The organism is Saccharopolyspora tripterygii (genome assembly GCF_054778355.1).
This window is the reverse complement of record NZ_BAAGZP010000030.1, coordinates 82,267-106,245: the sequence shown is the minus strand read 5'-3', so window position 1 is coordinate 106,245 and position 23,979 is coordinate 82,267. Positions and strand designations below refer to the sequence as shown.

The window sequence follows — 23,979 nt, the reverse complement described above, 5'->3', positions numbered from 1 at the left end:
GCCGACACCTGGCCGCCTGCAGGCACCGAGCTCCTGGACGTCGAGGGCTGCTACGAGCGCTTCGCGGAGCGGGGCTTCGAGTACGGCCCGGCGTTCCGCGGACTGCGCGCCGCCTGGCGCGGTGCGGACGGCGTCGTGTTCGCCGAGGTCGAGCTGCCCGAAGACGTCGAGCCGGCCGAGTTCGGCTTGCACCCGGCGCTGCTGGACTCCGCGCTGCACGCCGCGCAGCTCGCCGGGCTGGGCGAGGCGGGCGTGCCGTTCTCGTGGGAAGGCGTGTCGCTGCACGCCACCGGCGCCTCCGCGCTGCGGGTGCGCCTGGAGCTGACCGACGACGGCGCCATGACGGTCGTGGCGGCCGACGGTGCTGGGGCGCCGCTGTTCTCGGTGGACTCCCTGGTCGTGCGGCCCGCAGCCGGTACAGCGCCCGCGTCCGGTGTGGACCGCGACTCCTTGTTCCGCATCGACCCGGTCCCGGTCGCGGCCACCGGTGAGCCCCCGGCCTTCGCCGTGCTCGGCGAGGACGTGCTCGGCCTGGGCGGGGTCGATCCACAGAACGCCGACGTCCTCGTCGTGCCGGTCGTGGGTGGTGACGACGTCGCCGGGTCGGCGCACGCGTCGGCCGAGCGCGCGCTGGAGCTGATCCAGGGCCACCGGGCCGAGAAGGTCGTGTTCGTCACGAGGGCGGGAGAGCTCGCCTCCTCGGCCGCGTGGGGGCTGGTGCGCTCCGCGCAGTCCGAGCACCCCGGCAGCTTCGGCCTGGTGGAGATCGATTCCGCTGAAGCGTCCCTCGCCGCGTTGCCGCAGGCGCTGGGATCGGACGAACCGCAGCTGCTGCTGCACCAGGGTGAGCCGCGGGCCCCGCGCCTCGCCCGCTCCGAACCGGCATCGGCGCCCGTCACCTGGGACGGCACCGTGCTGATCACCGGCGCCACCGGCGGCCTGGGCGCGCTCGTCGCACGGCACCTGGTCACCGCGCACGGCGTGCGTGACCTGCTGCTGGTGAGCCGCCGCGGTGACGCAGGCGAGCTGCCGGCCGAGCTCACCGAGCTGGGCGCCCGCGTGCAGGTCGCCGCCTGCGACGTCGCCGACCGGGCTGCGCTGGCGGAACTGCTCGCCGAGCACGAGGTGGGGGCGGTCGTGCACGCCGCCGGTGTGCTCGACGACGGCGTGATCGACGCGCTCACCCCGGAGCGCCTGCACGCCGTGCTGCGACCCAAGGTCGACGCCGCGTGGAACCTGCACGAGCTGACCGGGGAGCTCTCCGCGTTCGTCCTGTTCTCCTCGGCCGCCGGTGCTTTCGGCAACGCCGGGCAGGCCAACTACGCCGCGGGCAACGTCTTCCTCGACGCGCTGGCCCGCCACCGGCACGCCGAGGGCCTGCCCGCGGTGTCGCTGGCCTGGGGCGCGTGGGAGCAGGAAGGCATGCTCTCGCCCGTCGAAGCCGAACGCATGGCCCGCGTGGGCATGCCGCCGCTGCCGGTCGCCGACGGGCTCCGGCTGTTCGACGCCGCGATCGCCGCCGGCCGGCCGGTCGTCGTGCCCGCCAAGCTGGACCTGGCCACCATGCGCACCCGCGGCGAGGTACCCGCGCTGCTGCGCGGCCTCATCCGCACCCGCACCCGCAGGCAGGCCGCCGGGTCGCAGACCGCCGACTCCCTGCTCCAGCGCCTGGCCGCGTTGTCGGAGGAGGACCGGCAGGACGCCGTGTTGGAGCTGGTGCGCGGCCGGATCGCGGCCGTGCTCGGGCACTCCGGTGGCGAGGAGATCGAACCGGAACGCCAGTTCCAGGACCTGGGTTTCGACTCGCTGACCGCCGTGGAGCTGCGCAACCAGCTCACCGCCGTCACCGGGCTGCGGCTGCCCGCGACGATGGTGTTCGACTACCCGACCCCGGCCGCTCTCGCCGACCACCTGCTCGGCGAGCTCCTCGGCGAGCAGGTCCAGGCGAAGGTGGTTCCCGGGGCGCGGACGGCCGACGAGGACGACCCGATCGTGCTGGTGGGCATGGGTTGCCGCTACCCGGGCGGGGTCGACTCGCCGGATGCGCTGTGGCGGCTGATCGACGAGGGCGGCGACGCGGTGTCGGGACTGCCGACCAACCGCGGCTGGGACCTGGAGCGGCTGTACCACCCGGACCCCGACCACCCCGGCACCTCCTACGCGCGCTTCGGCGGATTCCTGCACGACGCGGGGGAGTTCGACGCCGGTTTCTTCGGCATGTCGCCGCGCGAGGCGCTCGCGACCGACGCGCAGCAACGCCTGCTGCTGGAGGTCGTCTGGGAGGCCGTCGAGCACGCCGGGATCGATCCGCGCTCGCTGCGCGGCAGCCCCACCGGCATGTTCGCCGGTGTCATGTACAGCGACTACGGTGCCGGGCTCGGCGGAGGCGATTTCGAGGGCTTCCAGGGAAGCGGCACCTCGCCGAGTGTGGTCTCCGGCCGCGTCTCCTACACGCTGGGGCTGGAAGGACCCGCGGTCACCGTCGACACCGCCTGCTCGTCGTCGCTGGTGGCCATGCACTGGGCGATGCAGGCGCTGCGCGCCGGGGAGTGCTCGCTGGCGCTGGCCGGTGGCGTGACGGTGATGTCGACGCCCACCGCGCTCATCGAGTTCTCCCGGCAGCGCGGGCTCTCCCCGGACGGGCGCTGCAAGGCGTTCTCGGACACCGCCGACGGCGTCGGCTGGTCCGAGGGCGTCGGCGTGGTCGTGCTGGAGCGGTTGTCCGACGCGCGCCGCAACGGCCACCGGGTGCTCGGCGTGGTGCGCGGTTCGGCGGTGAACCAGGACGGCGCGTCCAACGGCCTGATGGCGCCCAACGGTCCCGCGCAGCAGCGCGTGATCCGCTCCGCGCTCGCCGGCGCCCGCCTAGAACCGTCCGATGTGGACGTCGTCGAGGCGCACGGGACGGGGACCTCCCTCGGCGACCCGATCGAGGCGCAGGCGCTGCTGGCGACCTACGGCCAGGACCGCGACGAGGCGCTGCTGCTCGGTTCGGTGAAGTCGAACATGGGCCACACGCAGGCCGCCGCGGGTGTCGCCGGTGTCATCAAGGTCGTGCAGGCGATGCGGCACGGCGTGCTGCCCAAGACGCTGCACGTCACCGAACCCTCCTCGCGCGTGGACTGGTCCGAGGGCGCCGTGGAGGTGCTCGCCGAGAGCACGGCCTGGCCGCAGCACGATCGGCCGCGGCGGGCCGGGATCTCGTCGTTCGGCATCAGCGGCACCAACGCGCACCTGATCATCGAGCAGCCGCCGGAGGAGCCCGTCCCGGACTCCGCTCCGGAGGAGCCGGGCGTGGTGCCGGTGCTGCTGTCGGCCCGGTCGCGGCACGCGGTGCGCGCGCAGGCCGCGCGGCTGCGTTCCCACCTCGACGCGAACCCGCAGACCCGGCTCACCGACCTCGGCCACTCGCTGGCCACCTCGCGGACCGCCTTCGAGCAGCGTGCGGCGATCGTCGCGGACGACCGCGACTCGCTGCTGCGGTCGCTGGACGCGCTGGCCGCCGACCGCCCGGACCCGGCCGTGATCACCGGTGATGCTGAGACGGGCCGGCTCGCGTTCCTGTTCTCGGGTCAGGGCGCGCAGCGCCTCGGCATGGGTCGCGCGCTGCACGCCGAGCACCCGGTTTTCGCCGAAGCGCTGGACGAGGTGCTGGCGCATCTCGATCCCGCGGTGCGCGAGCTGATGTGGGGCGAGGACCAGGACCTGCTGAACCGGACCGGGATCGCCCAGCCGGCGCTGTTCGCGGTCGAGGTGGCGCTGTTCCGGCTGGTGCGCTCGTGGAACGTCAGGCCCTCCGCGTTGGCCGGTCATTCGGTCGGTGAGATCGCGGCCGCGCACGTGGCGGGGGTGTTCTCGCTGGAGGATGCCTGCGCGTTGGTGTCGGCTCGGGCGTCGCTGATGGAGGCGTTGCCCGAGGGTGGGGCGATGGTGGCGGTGCAGGCCGGTGAGGGTGAGGTGCTGCCGTTGCTGACCGGGGGTGTCTCGATCGCGGCGGTGAACGGGCCGTCGTCGGTGGTGCTCTCAGGTGTCGAGGACGAGGTGCTGGAGCTCGCGCAGCGCTGGGAATCCAAGCGGCTCAAGGTCTCTCACGCGTTCCACTCGTCGCTGATGGATCCGATGCTGGAGGACTTCCGGGCGGTCGTGGAGGGGCTGACGTTCCGCGAACCGCAGATCCCGCTCGTGGTCGCCGGTGACGTGACCTCGCCGGAGCACTGGGTGCGGCACGTCCGGGACGCCGTGCGCTTCGCCGACGACGTGGCCGCGCTGCGCGACTCGGGCGTCACGACGTTCCTGGAGATCGGTCCCAGCGGCGCCCTGTCCGCACTGGTCGACGAGTGCGTCCCGCTGCTGCGCGAGGACCGCGACGAACCCGCGGCTCTGATCACCGCGCTCGCCCGGTTGCACGTCCACGGCGTGCGCGTGGACTGGTCCGCGCACTTCCCCGGCGCCCGCAGGGTCGACCTGCCCACCTACGCGTTCCGGCACGAGCACTACTGGCCGGTGGCCACCGCCGCACCCGCCGCCGACGGGCAGGCGGATCCGGCGGACACGCGGCTGTGGGCGGCGATCGAGCGCGGAGACGCCGCCGAACTGGCCTCGATGCTGGCGCTCGACCTCGACGACCGCTCGCAGCTGGACTCCCTGATCCCCGCGCTGTCGTCCTGGCGCAAGGGCAACCAGGACAAGACGCGACTCGACGCCTGGCGCTACCGGGTCCTGTGGTCGCCGTTGCGCGCCACCGGAACTCCGGCGCTGGAAGGCACCTGGCTGCTGCTGACCTCCAACGGTGCCGACGACGAGCTCGTGGAGCGGGTGAGGGCGGCGCTGAGCGCGGCGGGCGCGGAGGTCTCGCCGGTGGTGCTGGACGAGGCGTGCCTCGACCCGGCGGTGCTGGCCGAGCGGCTTCCCGACTGCGACGGCGCCGTGTCGCTGGTCGCCCTCGACGAGCGGCCGAGCGCCGAACACCCCTCGCTCTCGGTGGGTCTCGGACTCACACTCGCACTCGTCCGATCCCTGAACGCTCCACTGTGGACCGCCACGCGCGGTGCCGTGAGCACCGGTCCCGCCGACGAGATCACCTCCCTCGCCCAGGCTGCCGTCTGGGGGTTCGGCCGGGTCGCCGCGCTGGAAGACCCCCAGCACTGGGCCGGGCTGGTCGACCTGCCGGAGGTGCTCGACGAGCGCGCGGCGCAGCGGCTCGTCGCGGTGCTCGCCGGCATCGGTCGCGACCGCGCCGAGGACCAGGTCGCGCTGCGCTCCACCGGACTGCTCGGCAGGCGGCTCGTGCACCGCACCGTGGACGCCCTGCCGCACTCCCACACCGGGCGCGGGACCGTGCTGATCACCGGCGGAACCGGGGCGCTCGGCGCCGAAACCGCGCGCTGGCTCGCGCGGTGCGGGGTCGAGCGGCTCGTGCTCACCAGCCGCCGGGGCGCCGAGGCGCCGGGCGCGGCGGAGCTGATCGAGCAGCTGCAGGACCTCGGGCCGCGCGTGGAGGTCGTCGCCTGCGACGTCACCGACCGCGACGCCGTCGCCGCGCTGCTCGACCGGATCCCGGACCTGACCGGCGTGGTGCACGCCGCCGGTGTCGGCCAGTCTGCGCCGCTGGCGCAGACCTCGCGCGCCGAGTTCGCCGACGTGCTCTCGGCGAAGGTGCTCGGCGCGATCACCCTGCACGAACTGCTCGCCGACCGCGAGCTCGACCTCTTCGTGCTGTTCGGATCCATCGCCGGGGTCTGGGGCAGCGGTGGGCAGAGCGCCTACGCAGCGGGCAACGCGCTGCTCGACGCCCTGGCCGAGCAGCGCCGGGCGCGCGGCCTGACCGCGACCTCGGTGGCCTGGGGCCCGTGGGCCGAGTCCGGCATGGCGACCCACGTTGCCGTGGCCGAGGACCTGTCCCGCCGCGGTCTGACGCCCCTGCCGCCGCAACTGGCCATCACCGAGCTCAACCGCGCCGTCGTGCACGGCGACGCCCACGTCACGATCGCCGACGTGGACTGGGAGAACTTCCACCCCGTCTTCACCTCGTCGCGCCCCAGCCCGCTGCTGGCCGACCTGCCGGAAGTGCGCGCGCTGGCCGAGTCCTCCGCGACCCCCGCCGAGGACTCCGACTTCGCCCGGCGGTTGCGCGGGATGTCCGCCGCCGACCAGGAGCGCCGCGTCCTGGAGCTCGTGCGCGCCGAGGCGGCTGCGACGCTCGGGCACGGCTCCGCCGAAGAAGTGGGGGAGAAGCGGGCGTTCCGCGACATCGGGTTCGACTCGCTGACCGCCGTCGAACTGCGCAAGAAGCTCGCGACCGCCACCGGGCTGACCCTCCCGGCCACCCTGGTCTTCGACCACCCCACCCCCGAGGTGCTGGCCGAGCACCTGGTGGGCGAGCTGCTCGGCGCCTCCGAGGACGCCATCGCGCGGCGGCCCCAGGTCGACGGCGCCTCCGACGAGCCGATCGCGATCGTCGGCATGAGCTGCCGCTTCCCCGGCGGCGTCACGACACCGGAGGAGTTCTGGGAGCTCATCCGGACCGGCACCGACGCCATCACCTCGTTCCCGAACGACCGGGGATTCGACGTCTCCGCGTTGCACGACCCGGACCGCGACCGGCCCGGCACGACCTACACCACGGCGGGCGGCTACCTCGACGACGCCGCCGAGTTCGACCCGGCGTTCTTCGGGATCTCGCCCCGCGAAGCCCTGGGCATGGACCCGCAGCAGCGCTTGCTGCTCGAATCGACCTGGGAGGCCATCGAGCGGGCCGGCATCGACCCGGCCGCGCTGCGCGGCACCAGCACCGGCGCGTTCATCGGCTCCAGCTACATCGAGTACGGCGGAGGCGACGCCGGTTCCGAGGGCTACCAGGTCACCGGCAGCAGCCCGAGCGTGCTGTCCGGACGCGTGTCCTACCTGTTCGGGCTGGAAGGCCCGGCGGTCACCGTCGACACCGCCTGCTCCTCGTCGCTGGTCGCGCTGCACCTGGCCTGCCAGTCGCTGCGCAGCGGCGAGAGCGACTACGCGCTCGCCGGCGGCGTCACCGTCATGCCCAACCCCAAGCCGCTGATCGCCTTCAGCCAGCAGCGCGCCCTGGCCGCGGACGGCCGCTGCAAGGCCTTCGCCGACTCGGCCGACGGCATGATCCTCTCCGAGGGCATCGGCGTGCTCGTGGTCGAACGGCTCTCCGACGCCGAACGCCACGGGCACCCGGTGCTCGCGGTGGTTCGGGGGTCGGCGATCAACCAGGACGGCGCCTCCAACGGCCTGTCCGCGCCGAACGGGCCGTCGCAGCGGCGGGTCATCACCCAGGCGCTCGCCAACGCCGGGCTCGAACCGTCCGATGTGGACGCACTCGACGCGCACGGCACCGGAACCGCGCTGGGCGACCCGATCGAAGCCCAAGCGCTGCTGGCGACCTACGGTCAGCGCCGCGACGCGGACCGCCCGCTGCTGGTCGGCTCGGTGAAGTCCAACATCGGGCACACCCAGTCCGCGGCCGGTGTGGCCGGCGTGATCAAGATGGTGATGGCGCTGCGGCACGGCACCCTGCCGGAAACGCTGCACTGCGACACGCCGTCCACGCACGTGGACTGGAGCGCGGGTCACCTGTCGCTGCTGCACGAGGAGCAGAGCTGGCCGGAGACCGGGCGCGCGCGCCGCGGCGCGGTGTCGTCGTTCGGGATCAGCGGCACCAACGCGCACATCATCCTGGAAGGCGTTGCGGGCGAACAGCGCTCGTCCTTCCGAGCGGAGCACGAGGGGCCCGTCCCGTGGCCGGTCACGGCCCGGTCGGCGCCAGCGCTCGACGCCCACGTCGAGCGGGTCCGCGAGGTCGAGGCCGAGCCGGTCGACGTCGGGTTCTCGCTGACCGCGCGCTCGCAGCTGGAGCACCGGGCGGTGCTGCTCGACGGCGTCGAGGCCGTGCGCGGCGTCGGTGACGTGGACGGCAAGGTCGCCTTCGTCTTCCCCGGGCAGGGCGCGCAGTGGGTCGGCATGGGAGCGCAGCTGCTCGACGAGTCGCCCGCCTTCGCCGACCGCTTCGCCGAGTGCGCCGCGGCGCTCGCGCCGTTCACCGACTTCTCGCTCGTCGACGTGGTCCGCGGTGGGCTGCCGCTGGACCGCGTGGACGTCGTGCAGCCGGTCACCTGGGCCGTCATGGTGTCGCTGGCCGAGGTGTGGCGCGCCCACGGGGTCGAACCCGACGTCGTGATCGGCCACTCCCAGGGCGAGATCGCCGCCGCCTGCGTGTCCGGCGCGCTGTCGCTGGAGGACGCCGCCAGGGTCGTGGCGTTGCGCAGCAAGGCGATCGCGGGCGCGCTCGCCGGGCGCGGCAGCATCGCCTCGCTCGCCCTGGCCGCCGACGAGGTCGAACCGAGGCTCGCAGCCTGGGAAGGCCGCCTCTCGCTGGCCGCCACCAACGGCCCGCGCTCGGTGGCCGTGTCGGGCGATCTGGACGCGCTCGACGAGTTCTGCGCCGCGCTGACCGAGGAGGGCGTGCGGGTCCGCCGCATCGAGGTCGACTACGCCTCGCACTCCCGGCACGTCGAAGACCTGCACGACGAGCTGTTGCGCGAGCTGGCACCGATCCGGCCGCAGCAGCCCGAGGTCCCGTTCCTGTCCACGGTGACCGGTGAGCGCATCGACGGGCCGGACACCGACGCCGAGTACTGGTACCAGAACCTCCGCCGGACCGTGCGCTTCACCGAAGCCGTCGATACCCTGCTCACCTCGGGCCACCAGGCGTTCATCGAGGTCAGCGCGCACCCGGTGCTCACGCCGGGAGTGCAGGACGCGATCGATGACGCCGGTGCCCGCGCACTGGCCTGCGGGACGCTGCGCCGCGACGACGGCGGCACCGGCCGCGTGCTCCACTCGCTCGCCGAGGCCTACGTCCGCGGCATCGCAGTGGACTGGTCGGCCCGGTTCACCGGCGCCCGGCGCGTGGACCTGCCCACCTACCCGTTCCAGCGGGAGCGGTTCTGGATCGAACCCGCGATCCCGGGGCAGACCGAGTCCGACCCGGCCGATGCGGAGTTCTGGGCCGCCGTGGAGCAGTCCGACCTCGCCTCGCTCACCGCCAGCCTGCACGTCGGCGAGGACTCCTTGGCGGCCGTGCTGCCCGCGCTGAACTCCTGGCGCGAACGCCGCCGCGAGGAGTCCACAACGGACTCCTGGCGCTACCGCGTCGTGTGGAAGCCGTTGCGCGGCCAGCCGGACGCCCACCTCACCGGAACCTGGCTGCTGGTCACCACCGAGGGCAACCCCGGCGACGACGTGGCGGCGGCTCTGACCGATCAGGGCGCCGAGGTCCGGCGGGTGGTCCTCGACGAGACCTGCGCCGACCGAGCGGTGCTCGCCCGGCGGCTCGGTGCTCCGGATGAATCGAGCGATCTCGAAGCATCAGCCGGCGCCGACGATCTCGCCGGAGTGGTGTCGCTGCTGCCCGGTGCCGAGCACGCCACCGAGACCAGCGTGGACCTGCCGGTCGGCCTCGTGCTCACCGTCGCGCTCGTCCAGGCGCTCGGCGACGCGGGCATCGACGCTCCGCTGTGGAACATCACGCGCAACGCCGTGTCCACCGGCCGGTCGGACGCCGTCGAGCACCCGGCGCAGGCGATGGCGATGGGGCTCGGCTGGTCCGCCGCGCTGGAGCACCCGCAGCGCTGGGGCGGTTCGATCGACGTCCCCGAGGAGCTCGACCAGCGCAGCGCTCGCCGGTTCGCGGCCCTGCTGGTCCAGCCCGGTGACGAGGACCAGTTCGCCGTGCGCGTCAACGGTGTGCTCACCCGCCGCGTCGTGCACGCCCCTGCGCGCCCCGACCGCTCCGAACCGTGGACACCGCGCGGCACCACGATCATCACCGGAGGCACCGGCACGCTCGGGCCGCACGTCGCCCGTTGGCTGGCCCACCTGGGCGCCGAGCACCTGGTGCTCACCAGCCGCAGCGGCCAGGACGCGCCCGGCGCCGCCGAACTCGCCCGCGAACTGGGCGAACTCGGCACCCCGACCACCGTCGTGGCCTGCGACGTCGCCGACCGCGACTCGGTCGCCGCACTGCTCGCCCGGCTCAGCGCCGACGGGCATCAGGTGCGCGCGGTCCTGCACGCGGCCGCCACCATCGGGCTGCACCCGATCGACGACGCCACGCCCGAGGTCCTCGCCGAGGTGCTGCGCGCCAAGGTCCACGGCGCGCAGCACCTCGACGCGCTGCTGCCCGACGACCTCGACGCGTTCGTCCTGTTCTCCTCGGTCTCGGGCATGTGGGGCAGCGGCGACCACGCCGCCTACGTGGCCGGCAACGCCTACCTCAACTCGCTGGCGGCCCACCGACGCGCCCGCGGCCTGCGGGCGACCGCGATCTCCTGGGGCATCTGGTCCGACGACCTCGGTCTCGGCCGCGTCGACCCGGACCAGATCCGCCGCAGCGGGCTGGAGTTCATGAAGGCGCGGCTGGCGCTGGGCTCCTTGCAGCGGGCGATCGAGGACGACGAGACCGAACTCGCCATCGCGCACGTCGCCTGGGACCGCTACCACCCGGTGTTCACCGCGGCGCGCCCGACGACCCTGTTCGACGAGATCGCCGAGGTCCGCAGGCGCAACGCCGCGGTCGAGCACTCCGCGGCGAGCGACGGCGGGGAGGTCGCGCGGCTGCGCGCGCTGCCCGCCGGCGAGCGCGGGCAGGCCGTGCTGCAGCTGGTGCGCGCCGAAGCCGCCAAGGTGCTCGGGCACTCCAGTCCCGACGCGCTGCCGGAGGACCGCGCCTTCCGCGAGGTCGGCTTCGACTCGATCACCGCCGTGGACCTGCGCAACCGCCTCGTGGCCGCGACCGGCCTGCGGCTGGCGACCACGATGGTCTTCGACCACCCGAGCGTGCTGGCGCTCACCGACCACCTGCTGGCCGAGATCGGCGGCGGCGAGACCCGGCACGACGCGCCGGTCGTCACCTCGGTGGCCGAGGACGAGCCGATCGCGATCGTCGGCATGGCCTGCCGCTACCCCGGCGGTGTGAGCTCGCCGGAGGACCTGTGGCGGCTCGTCGCCGACGGCGTCGACGCCATCTCCGGGTTCCCCGCGGACCGCGGCTGGGACGGCTTCCTGCACGACCCGGACCCGGACCGGCCCGGCAGCACCTACTCCGTCCAGGGCGGATTCCTGCACGACGCAGCGGATTTCGACCCGGGCTTCTTCGGCATCAGCCCGCGCGAGGCGCTGTCGATGGACCCGCAGCAGCGACTGCTGCTGGAGACCGCGTGGGAGGCGATCGAACGCGCGGGCATCGACCCGCACCGGCTGCGCCGCAGCCTCACCGGCGCGTTCATCGGCGCCAGCTACCAGGACTACTCGGCCGGCGCCGGTGGTGCCCCCGACGAGGGGCACATGATCACCGGTGCGCTCTCCAGCATCCTGTCCGGGCGGATCAGCTACCTGTTCGGCCTGGAAGGGCCTGCGGTCACCCTGGACACGGCGTGCTCGTCGTCGCTGATGGCGCTGCACCTGGCCTGCCAGTCGCTGCGCGGCGGGGAGAGCTCGCTCGCCCTCGCGGGCGGCGTGAGCATCATGTCGACCCCGGGCGCGTTCGTCGGCTTCAGCCGTCAGCGCGCGCTGGCCGCTGATGGCCGCTGCAAGGCCTACTCCGACGCCGCCGACGGCATGACCCTCGCCGAGGGCGTCGGTCTGGTCCTGCTGGAACGGCTCTCCGACGCGCAGCGCAACGGCCACGAGGTCCTCGCGGTGGTGCGGGGCAGTTCGGTCAACCAGGACGGCGAGTCCAACGGCCTCACCGCCCCGAACGGCCTCGCGCAGCAGCGGGTCATCCGCCAGGCGCTGGCGAACGCCCGCCTGCAACCGTCCGATGTGGACGTGGTGGAGGGTCACGGGACCGGTACGGCGCTGGGCGACCCGATCGAGGCGGACGCGCTGCTGGCCACCTACGGCCAGGGTCGCGAACGTCCGCTGCTGCTCGGCTCCATCAAGTCGAACATCGGCCACACCCAGATGGCCTCCGGTGTCGCCGGCGTGATCAAGATGGTGCAGGCGCTGCAGCGCGACGTGCTGCCGCGGACGCTGCACGTCGAGCAGCCGTCCACGAAGGTGGACTGGGTTCCCGGCGCCATCGAGCTGCTCGCCGAGGAGACCGCCTGGCCGGAGGTGGGTCGCCCGCGCCGGGCCGCCGTGTCCTCGTTCGGGCTCAGCGGCACCAACGCCCACGCCATCCTCGAACAGGCACCCGAGGTCGAGCAGCCGGACGCCGAGCAGCGCGAGCCGGTCGGCGGAACCGTCCCGGTGCTCGTCTCGGCGCGAGCGGCGAGGGCGCTGCGCCAGCAGGCCGCGCGGTTGCTGGAGCTGCTCGACGACCAGCCGGACGCGCACCTGACCGACGTCGCGGGCGCGCTCGCGACCGCGCGGTCGACGTTCGAGCACCGCGCCGCTGTGATCGCCGAGGACCGCGAGAGCCTGGTGCGCGGCCTGACCGCGCTGCGCGACGACCAGCCCGACACCGCGCTGGTGCGAGGTGTTTCGACGCGCGGTCGCACGGCTTTCCTGTTCTCCGGCCAGGGATCGCAGCGGTTGGGCATGGGTCGCGAGCTCCACGAGCGGTTCCCGGCGTTCGCCGACGCCTTCGACGAGGTGTGCGCGCACCTGGACTCGCAGTCCGACCGGCCGCTGCGCGAGGTCATCTGGGGGGAGGACGCCGAACTGCTCAACCGCACGGAGTTCGCCCAGCCGGCGCTGTTCGCGGTGGAGGTGGCGCTGTTCCGGCTGGTGGAGTCGCTGGGTGTGAGCCCGGATCAGCTGGCCGGGCATTCGGTCGGTGAGATCGCGGCTGCGCACGTGGCGGGGGTGTTCTCGCTGGAGGATGCCTGCGCGTTGGTGTCGGCTCGGGCGTCGCTGATGGAGGCGCTTCCTGCGGGTGGGGCGATGGTGGCGGTGCAGGCCGGTGAGGCCGAGGTGCTGCCGCTGTTGACCGGGGGTGTTTCGATCGCGGCGGTGAACGGGCCGTCGTCGGTGGTGCTCTCAGGTGTCGAGGACGAGGTGCTGGAGCTCGCGCAGCGCTGGGAATCCAAGCGGCTCAAGGTTTCTCACGCGTTCCACTCGTCGCTGATGGATCCGATGCTGGAGGACTTCCGGACCGTCGTGGAGGGGCTGACCTTCCGCGAACCGCAGATCCCGCTCGTGGTCGCCGGTGATGTGACCTCGCCCGAGCACTGGGTGCGGCACGTCCGGGACGCCGTGCGCTTCGCCGACAACGTCGCGCAGCTCGCGCAGCGAGACGTGCGCGCGGCGCTGGAGATCGGCCCCGACGGGACGTTGAGCGCCCTCGCGCAGGAAATCCTGGGCGGTGACGCCGTTCTCGCTCCGGCGCTGCGCTCCGACCGCGACGAGGTGCCGGCGCTTCTCGCCTCGCTGGCGCGGCTCCACGTGCGCGGCACGGGTGTCGACTGGCCCGCGTTCTTCGACGGCAGCGGTGCCCGCGCCGTGGACCTGCCCACGTACCCGTTCCAGCACGAGCGGTTCTGGCCGGAGGCCGCTGCCCCCGCCGGCGAGCCAGCCGAGACCTCGGTGCCGCTCGACGAGCAGTTCTGGGACGCGGTGGAGCGCGAGGACTTCGCCGCGCTCGCCGAATGGCGTCGCAGGCACCAGCTGTCCGCCGTCGACTCCTGGCGCTACTGCGTGACCTGGCGGCCCGTCACCACGTCGGCGACACCGACCGGTCGGTGGCTCGTGCTGCACGCCCCCGGGCAGGACGCGAACGACCTCCTCGACGGTCTCGGTGTCGAGACCGCCCGTCTGGAGGTCGCCGGAACCGATCGCGAGGTGCTCGCCGGAGCCCTGCGCGACCTCGACGGCTCGTTCACCGGCGTGCTGTCGCTGCTCGCGCTGGAGTCGGACCTGCACGAGGGCCTGACCCGAACCACGGCTGCTGCGCAGGCGCTGGGCGACAGCGGAGTCGAGGCACCGCTGTGGGTCGCCACTCGCGGCGCGGTCGCCGCGGACGCCAGCGATGCGGGCCCGGCACCCGAACGAGCAGCCGTGTGGGGCCTCGGGCGCGTCATCGCGCTGGAGCACCCGCAGCGCTGGGGCGGTCTGGTCGACCTCCCGCAGCAGCTCGACCGCAACGCCGTGCGCCGCCTGGCCGGTGTCCTCGCCGGGACCGGTGAGGACCAGGTCGCGGTGCGCCCCTCCGGCGTCTACGCCCGCAGGCTCGTGCGCAGCGAGATCGACGACGACCAGACCACCCGCGGGTTCCGGCCGGGAACCGCGCTGGTCACCGGCGGAACGGGAGCCCTCGGCGCCCACGTGGCGCGCTGGCTCGCCGAGGCGGGCGCCGAACACCTGCTGCTCGTGGGCACGCGCGGCGCGAACGCGCCGGGTGCCGCGGAACTCGCGCAGGAGCTGGGGGAGCGGGTCACCATCGCCGCGTGCGACGCGGCCGACCGCGACGCCCTCGCGGCCCTGCTGGCCGAACACCGGGTCACCTCAGTGTTCCACGCGGCCGGTGTCGTGGAGGACGCGCTGGTCGACTCGCTCACCCCCGAGAGCTTCGCGAACGTCCTGCGCGCCAAGGCGACAGCCGCCCACAACCTGCACGAGCTCACCGACGACCTCGACGCGTTCGTGCTGTTCTCCTCCACTGCCGGGGTCATCGGCGCGGCCGGGCAGGGAAACTACGCCGCCGCCAACGCCTTCCTGGACGCCTTCGCCGAGATGCGCCGCGCTCAGGGGCTCCCGGCCACCTCGGTCGCGTGGGGCCCGTGGGCCGGTTCGGGCATGGCGGTCGACGAAGGCGTCGAAGAGCGGTTGCGGCGCGGCGGGTTCACCCCGATGCCGCCGAAGCAGGCGATCGCCGCCCTGCAGCGCGCGATCGAGCACGGCGACACCTCGCTCGCCGTCGCCGACATCGACTGGTCGCGGTTCCTGCCCGGCCTCACCCACCTCCGCCCGGCGCCGCTGGTGGGCGACCTGCCCGAGGTGCGGCGGATCTCGACCGGTGCGCGGCCGACGGCCGAGCAGCAGGAGCCGGAGCCGCTGCGCGAACTGGCCGGACTGCCCGAGACCGATCGTCGTCGAGCGGTCCTCGACCTGCTGCTGGCGCACGTCGCCGGGGTGCTGGGCCACGCGCGGCCCACCGATCTCGACCCGGACCGCGCGTTCCGCGACCTCGGGTTCGACTCCCTGACGACGCTGGAGCTGCGCAACCGGCTCGCCGCGGCGACCGGGCTGACGCTGCCCGCCTCGCTGCTGTTCGACCACCCGACACCGGTGGACCTGGCGGAATTCCTGCTCGGCGAGGTCGTCGGAACCGCCGGGAACGACCCCGCGGTCCTCACCCGGACCGGCGCCGAATCGGTCGCGGACGAGCCGATCGCCATCGTCGGGATCGGCTGCCGCTTCCCCGGCGGCATCTCCTCGCCGGAAGAGCTCTGGCGGCTGCTGCTCGACGGAGAGGACACCGCGGGCCCGTTCCCGGACGACCGCGGCTGGGACCTGGCCGCCCTGGACGCCGGTGCGTCGGCAACCCGCGAGGCGAGCTTCCTGCGCGGTGTCGCGGACTTCGACGCCGGGTTCTTCGGGATCTCGCCGCGCGAAGCGATGGCGATGGACCCGCAGCAGCGCCTGGTTCTCGAAACAGCCTGGGAGGCGCTGGAACGCGCGGGGATCGACCCGGTGTCGTTGCGCGGCAGCGAAACCGGTGTCTTCGTCGGCACCAACGGCCAGGACTACGAGCACGTGCTGCGCCGCTCGCAGGACCTCGACGCGCTGGGCTACCTCGCCACCGGCAACACGGCGAGCGTCATGTCCGGCCGCCTCGCCTACGCCCTGGGCCTGGAAGGACCCGCGGTCACCGTCGACACCGCGTGCTCGTCCTCGATCGTCGCGATGCACTGGGCCGCAGGCGCGCTGAGCGGTGGTGAGTGCTCGCTGGCGCTGGCCGGCGGTGTTTCGGTGATGTCCAGCCCCGATTCGTTCGTCGAGTTCACCGCACAGGACGGACTCGCGCCCGACGGCCGGTGCAAGGCCTTCGCCGACGCCGCCGACGGGACCTCGTGGTCCGAGGGCGTCGGTGTGCTCGTGCTGGAGCGGTTGTCCGACGCGACCCGCAACGGCCACGAGGTGTGGGGACTGCTGCGCGGTTCGGCGGTGAACTCCGACGGCGCCTCCAACGGCCTCACCGCGCCGAACGGCCCGTCGCAGCAACGCGTGATCCGCAACGCCCTGGCCGACGCGGGTCTGACCTCGGCGGACGTGGACGCGATCGAGGCGCACGGCACCGGAACCACTCTGGGCGACCCGATCGAGGCCCAGGCGCTGCTGGCCGCGTTCCGCGACCGCGACCGGCCGCTGTGGCTGGGCTCGGTGAAGTCGAACCTCGGCCACGCCCAGGCCGCCGCCGGTGTGGCCGGTGTGATCAAGATGGTCATGGCGATGCGGCGGGGGGTCCTGCCCAGGACGGTGCACGTCGACGAACCGACCTCGCACATCGACTGGGATTCCGGTGCGTTGTCGCTGCTCACCGAGTCGGTCGAGTGGCCGGAGACGGGCCGCCCGCGACGTTCGGGCGTGTCGGCGTTCGGCCTGTCCGGGACCAACGCGCACGTCGTGCTGGAGGGCGTCCCGGAAGGGGAGGCGAGCATCGCGCGGCGGGAGATCGTGCCCGCGCCGTGGCTGGTCAGCGGCAAGACCGCGGCTGCCCTGGACGCTCAGATCGAGCGCGTGCGGGCCGCCGAGGGCGAGGCGATCGACGTCGCCTGCTCGTTGGCGACCAGCCGGTCGGCGTTCGCGCATCGCGCGGCACTGATGCCTGCCGATTCCGGCCCGGTCGAGCTGGCTCGGGGTGTCGTGCGGCGCGGCGGAGCGAGCGCGTTCCTGTTCTCGGGCCAGGGCGCGCAGCGCCTCGGGATGGGTCGCGAGCTCTCCGAGCGGTTCCCGGTGTTCGCGGACGCGCTGGATGCCGTGCTGCTGCACCTGGATCCGCAGCTGCGCGAGGTGATGTGGGGCGAGGACGCGGAGGCGCTGAACCAGACCGGGTTCGCCCAGCCGGCGCTGTTCGCGGTCGAGGTGGCGCTGTTCCGGCTGGTCGAGTGGTTGGGCATCGCACCGGATCACCTGGTGGGGCATTCGGTCGGTGAGATCGCGGCTGCGCACGTGGCGGGCGTGCTCTCGCTGGAGGATGCCTGCGCGTTGGTGTCGGCCCGGGCTTCGCTGATGCAGGCGCTGCCCGAAGGTGGGGCGATGGTGGCGGTGCAGGCCGCCGAAGCCGAGGTGCTGCCGCTGCTGACCGAGGGCGTTTCGATCGCGGCGGTGAACGGCCCCGATTCGGTGGTGCTGTCGGGTGTCGAGGACGAGGTGCTGGAGCTCGCGCAGCGCTGGGAATCCAAGCGCCTCAAGGTCTCCCACGCTTTCCACTCGTCGCTGATGGATCCGATGCTGGAGGACTTCCGGGCCGTCGTGGAGCGGCTGACCTTCCACCAGCCCACGATCCGGCTCGCCACCGGCGGTGACGTGACCTCGCCCGAGCACTGGGTGCGGCACGTGCGCGACACCGTGCGCTTCGCCGACGACGTCGACGCGGTGCGCGACGCCGGGGCGACGAGGTTTGTCGAGATCGGTCCCGACGGGCCGCTGTCCGCGCTCGTCGAGGGAAGCGTCCCGCTGCTGCGCCGGGACCGCGACGAGCAGCAGGCCTTCGCCTCCGCGCTGGGCCGGTTGTTCACCGAAGGCCACGACGTGCGCTGGGAGTCCTTCTTCGAGGGCACCGGCGCGCGCCGGATCCACCTGCCCACCTACGCCTTCCAGCGCCAGCGCTACTGGCCGGACACCGTCGCCGGGGCGGTCGTCGACCATCCCGGAGCGCAGAACTGGCTCTACACCACGACGTGGACCCCGGTCACCGGCACCGGACTCCCGCGAGGAACGTGGCTCGCGCTCGTGCCGACCGGCGACGAGTGGGCGGCGGACGCCGCCGACGCGCTCGGCGACGCCGTGGTGCGCGCCGAGGCGATCGGCGAGGCGCCCGCGCAGGAGTTCGCCGGAGTCGTGTCGCTGCTGGGAACCGGCCCGGACGAGCTGCTGGAGGCACTGGCCGACGCCGGGATCACCGCACCGCTGTGGTGCGTGACGCGCGGTGCCGTCGCCGTGGCCGACGAGCCGCTGCGCGACACCGCGCACGCCCACGTCTGGGGCGCCGGACAGGTCGCGGCGCTGGAGCACGCGGAGCGCTGGGGCGGCCTGATCGACCTGCCCGAGGTCGTCGACGACTGGCTCGGGCAGATCCCGGACGGCGAGAACGAGATCGCGATCCGACCCGACGGCGCCCACGCCCGCCGACTGGTGCGCGGTGCCGCAGCGGGGGAGACCTGGACACCGCGGGGAACCGTCCTCGTCGTCGGCGGCACCGGCCCGATGGGCGAGCTCGTCGCCCGCTGGCTGACCGACAACGGCGCCGACAACCTCGTGCTCACCGGCACCGAGAAGGCCTCCGAGGTGGTGCGGGACCTGCCCGCGACCGTCGCGCTCTGCGACACCGCCGACCGCGACGGACTCGCCGCGCTGCTCGACGGCGTCGACGACCTCACCGCGGTGGTGCACGCGGGTGAGGAGCACGCCGAGGACCCCGAGCACGCGATGACCGGGCTCGCGCACCTCGACGAGCTGCTGGGCGACCGCGAGCTGGACGCGTTCGTGGTGCTGGGCTCCATCGCCGGAACCTGGGGCGTGCGCGGGCGTTCGCGGCAGGCGGCCCACGACGCGCGGCTGGACGCGTTCGCGCGGCGCCGCCAGAGCCGCGGCCGCCCCACTCGTTTCGTCGCCTGGGGACCGTGGGCCGAGACCACCGACCGCAGCACGAGCTCCCACCTGCGGCTCAGCGGCCTTCCGGCCGTTCCCGCGCAGCGGGCGCTGACCGTGCTGGGACGTGTTGTGGCGGGCGGGGAAACCGCCGTGGCCGTCGCTGACGTCCGCTGGGAGACCTTCGCCGGATCGCTCGGCGAACGCGCCGCGCTGTTCTCCGGGATCCCCGAAGCCCGCGCGGTGCAGGCCGGGGAATCCAGCGAGGACCCCGCGATGCGGCAGGAGCTGCTGGCGATGCCCGAGGGACGTCGTCGCAGCGCGGTGCTGACCCTGGTGCGCGAGCGCGCGGCCGCCGTCCTCGGGCACGGCGACGCCGACGCCGTCGAGCTCGACGCGCCGTTCCGCGACCTCGGTTTCGACTCGCTCACCGCCGTCGACCTGCGCAACCAGCTCACCGGGGCGACCGGGCTCGCCCTGACGGCGACGCTGGTGTTCGACCACCCGACGCCGACCGAGCTCGCCGAGCACCTGCTCGCCGAGCTCACGGGCGAGAGCGACGCCCCGGCCGTGCTGCCCGCCGGGCCCGCGGCGGACGAACCCATCGCGATCGTCGGCATGAGCTGCCGCTACCCCGGCGGCGTGCGGTCTCCCGAGGACCTGTGGCGGCTGCTGGTCGACGAGGTCGACGCGGTCGGCGAGATGCCCACCGACCGGGGATGGGACCTCGGGGCGCTGTTCGACGAAGGCCGCAGCGCCACCCGCTGCGGCGGATTCCTGCACGACGTCGCCGACTTCGACCCGGACTTCTTCTCCATCTCACCGCGCGAGGCGCTGGTGATGGACCCGCAGCAGCGGCTCGTGCTGGAGGCGGCGTGGGAATCCCTGGAACGCGCGGGGATCGACCCGGGCCGGTTGCGCGGCAGCGTCACGGGCGTGTTCGTCGGCGGTGGCAGCGGGGAGTACCGCGCACCGGCGGAGATCACCGGCATGGAGTGGCAGACCGCGCAGTCCGCGAGCCTGCTCTCCGGCCGGGTGGCCTACGCGTTCGGCCTGCAGGGACCGACGGTGTCGGTGGACACGGCATGCTCCTCCTCGCTGGTGTCGCTGCACCTCGCGGCGCAGGCGCTGCGCTCCGGTGAGTGCTCGATGGCCCTGGCGGGCGGCGTCACCGTGATGGCGACCCCGGTCGGGTTCGTCGAGTTCAGCGCGCAGGGCGCGCTCTCGCGCGACGGCCGGTGCAAGGCCTTCTCCGACGACGCCGACGGCACCGGCTGGTCCGAGGGCGTGGGAATGCTGGTGCTGGAACGGCTTTCCGACGCCGAGCGCAACGGCCACCAGGTGCTGGCCGTCGTCCGGGGCTCGGCCATCAACTCCGACGGCGCCTCCAACGGCCTCACCGCTCCCAGCGGTCCCGCGCAGCAGCGGGTGATCCGCCAGGCGCTCAACGCGGCCGGTCTCGAACCGTCCGATGTGGACGCTGTGGAGGCGCACGGGACCGGTACCGAGCTCGGCGACCCGATCGAAGCGCAAGGACTGCTCGCCACCTACGGGCAGGACCGGGAGCGGCCGCTGTGGCTGGGCGCCGTCAAGTCCAACATCGGCCACACCCAGGCCGCGTCCGGCGTCGCCGGGGTGATCAAGATGGTCATGGCGATGCGGCACGGAGAACTGCCCAGGACGCTGCACGCCGACGCGCCGTCGTCGCACGTGGACTGGGAATCCGGCGCGCTGTCGCTGCTCACCGAGCGGACCGGCTGGCCGGAGACCGGGGCGCAGCGCCGGGCCGCCGTGTCGTCCTTCGGCGCCAGCGGCACCAACGCGCACGTCATCCTGGAGCAGCACGTCCCGCAGCCCGAGGAGGACGGCGGCAACGCCGCGATCCCGGTGGCGGAGGTGCTGGTGCCGGTGTCCGGCCGCACCCCGGCGGCGCTGCGCGAGCAGGCGCGCAACCTGCTCGCGCACGTGCGGTCCGGTGCGTTCCCGCTCACCGACATCGCGTGGTCGGCGGCCACGACGCGCGCCGCGTTCGAGCAGCGCGCAGGCGTGCTCGCCACCGACCACGCCGCGCTGATCGACGGGTTGACCGCCCTGGTCGACGACCGCAGCGCGCCCGGGGTTCTGCGCGGTGAAGCCGCGCGCCACCGCAAGCCGGCCTTCCTGTTCTCGGGACAGGGCGCGCAGCGCGTCGGGATGGGCCGGGGGCTTCACGCGCGGTTCCCGGCGTTCGCCGACGCGCTGGACGAGGTGCTCGCCCACCTCGATCCGCGGCTGCGCGAGGTCATGTGGGGCGAGGACGCCGAAGTGCTCAACCGCACGGAGTTCACCCAGCCCGCGCTGTTCGCGGTCGAGGTGGCGCTGTTCCGGCTGGTGGAGTGGCTGGGCGTCGAGCCGGATCACCTGGTGGGTCATTCGGTCGGTGAGATCGCGGCCGCGCACGTGGCCGGCGTGCTCTCGCTGGGCGATGCCTGCCGACTGGTCACGGCGCGCGCGTCGCTGATGCAGGCGCTGCCCGAGGGCGGGGCGATGGTGGCGGTGCAGGCCGCCGAAGCCGACGTGCTGCCGCTGCTGACCGACGGCGTGTCCATCGCCGCGGTCAACGGCGCCCAGTCCGTGGTGCTGTCGGGCGTCGAGAGCGAGGTGCTGGAGCTCGCGCAGCGCTGGAAGCCCAAGCGGCTCAGCGTGTCCCACGCGTTCCACTCGTCGCTGATGGATCCGGTGCTGGAGGACTTCCGGGCCGTGGTCGCGGAGCTGACCTTCCACGAACCCCGGATCCCCCTGGCCGCCACCGGTGACGTGACCTCTCCTGAGCGCTGGGTGCGGCACGTGCGCGACACCGTGCGCTTCGCCGACAACGTCGATGAGGTCCGCGAGTCCGGGGTCACCGGCTTCGTCGAGATCGGCCCCGACGGGCCGCTGTCCGCTCTCGTCGAGGGCACCGTCCCGGTCCTGCGCCGGGACCGCGACGAGGAAGCGTGGTTCACCTCCTCGCTGGGCAGGCTGTTCGTCGACGGCGCGACCGTCGACTGGACGGCCTTCTTCGACGGTGCCGGGGCGCGGCGGATCGACCTGCCCACCTACGCCTTCCAGCGCCAGCGGTACTGGCCGGATGCGATGTCCCGGCCCACCGCCGCTGCCGCCGCGCACGACGCCGACGACCACGCGTTCTGGGACGCCGTCGAACGCGAGGACTTCCCCTCGCTGGAGAACGTGCTCCAGGTCGACGGCACCGCGCTGTCCCAGGTGCTGCCCGCGCTGCTCGACTGGCGCAAGCAGCACCAGGACCTCGCCGAGGTGGACCGCTGGCGGCACCGGATCGCCTGGCGCCCGCTCGGCGGCGCGCACGCCGGCGAACCGGCCGGGACGTGGCTGGTGATCGTCCCTCGTGAAGCCGACGAGCAGGTCACCGCCGCGGTGGACGCCCTCGGCACCGACACCGTCCTCGTCGAGGTCGGTGACCCGGATCGCGACGCCCTCGCCGAGGCCCTGCGCTCCTGCGGCACCGGGTTCGACGGCGTGGTGTCCCTGCTGGCGCTCGCCTCGCCGTCCGGCGGCTCGGTGCCCGACGGTGCGCTGCTCACCGCCGCGCTCATCCAGGCGCTCGGCGATGCTCGGATCACCGCGCCGCTGTGGTGCGTCACCCGGCGCGGGGTGTCCACCGGCGCCTCCGACCGGCTCGACGACGTCACCCAGGGCGCCGTGTGGGGCTTGGGCCGGGTCGCGGCGATGGAGCACCCGGAGCGCTGGGGCGGTCTCGTCGACCTGCCCGGCGAGCTCGGCGACGGGGCCGCAGCCCTGTTCCGCGCCGTGCTGTCCGGAGTGGACGGTGAGGACCAGGTGGCCGTGCGCTCCGGCGGGCTGTTCGCCCGCAGGCTCGTGCCCGCACCCGCGCCCGCGTCCGAGCAGAAGCCCGCTGCCGCGTGGCAGCCCTCCGGGACGGTGCTCATCACCGGCGGCACCGGTGCCCTCGGCGGGCACGTCGCCCGCGCGCTGGCCCGCGAAGGCGCCGAACACCTGGTGCTGGCCAGCAGGCGCGGGCCCGACGCGCCCGGAGCCGAGCAGCTGCGCGAGGAACTCCGCGCGGCGGGCGTCGGCGTCACGATCGCCGCGTGCGACGTCGCCGACCGCGCCTCGCTGACCGCGCTGCTCGCCGAGATCCCCGGTCCGCTCACCGGAGTCGTGCACACCGCCGGTGTCATCGACGACGGCGTGCTGGACCGGCTGACACCGGAGCGGTTCCAGGAGGTCTTCCGCACCAAGGTCGACTCGGCGCTGCTGCTGGACGAGCTGACCTCGGACCTGACGGCCTTCGTGCTGTTCTCCTCCGCCTCCTCGGCCGTGGGCAGCCCGGGGCAGGCGAATTACGCGGCGGCCAACGCGATGCTCGACGCGCTCGCCGAACGGCGCAGGTCGCGCGGCCTCCCGGCGACCTCGATCGCCTGGGGAGCCTGGGGCGGTGGTGGCATGGCCGGTTCCGCCGAGGCCGAGCAGAGCGCTCAGCGCGCCGGGATCATCCCGATGGACCCGGCGCTGGCCTGCACGGCGCTGCGGCAACTCGCCGCCGAATCCGGCCCGACCGCGGTCGTCACGGCCGTCGACACCGGGCGAGCAGGCCGCCCCGCCCGCCCGAGCCCGCTGATGCGCGAGCTCATCCCGGACGACACCCCGGAGGCGAGCGGGCCGCAGGAACCCGCGCTTCCGGAGCAGATCCGCGCACTGGCGCCCGAACGGCGCTCGGACGTGGTGCTGGAGCTGGTGCGGACGCTCTCCGCCGCCGTGCTCGGTCAGCAGGACGTCGAGGTCGTCCGCCCCGACCGGCCCTTCCGGGACCTCGGGTTCGACTCGCTGGCGGTGGTGGAGCTGCGCAACCAGCTGGGCGCGGCCACCGGCCTGAGCCTCGCCTCCACGCTGGTGTTCGACCACCCCACACCGGCCGACCTCGCCGAGCACGTGCTGGGCGAGCTGCTGCCCGACTCGGCGACCCCGGCGACCCGGGCCGACGACGAGGAAGCGGAGATCCGCCGGTTGCTCGGGAAGGTGCCGCTCTCGCAGCTGCGGGAGATCGGCGTGCTGGAGCCGCTGCTGCAGCTGGTCGGCCGCGACGGCGAGACCTCCGGTGGCGACGAGACTGCCCACGACGACGGCATCGATGAGATGTCCGTCGATGACCTGGTGCAAGCCGCACTCGACGGCCAGGACTGA

At 73.8% G+C, this 23,979-nt stretch carries 1 protein-coding gene (only partly in view); it reads left to right on the top strand.

Features of this window, described 5'->3' with window-relative positions; genetic code table 11:
• Positions 1-23,979 carry the 3' portion of a type I polyketide synthase gene (locus tag ACYVF3_RS23390; protein WP_461156405.1) on the top strand. Its footprint begins 3,105 nt before the window's first position, so 23,979 of the gene's 27,084 nt are visible here — the last part of the coding sequence; the start codon falls outside the window, past its left edge; it ends in the stop codon at positions 23,977-23,979.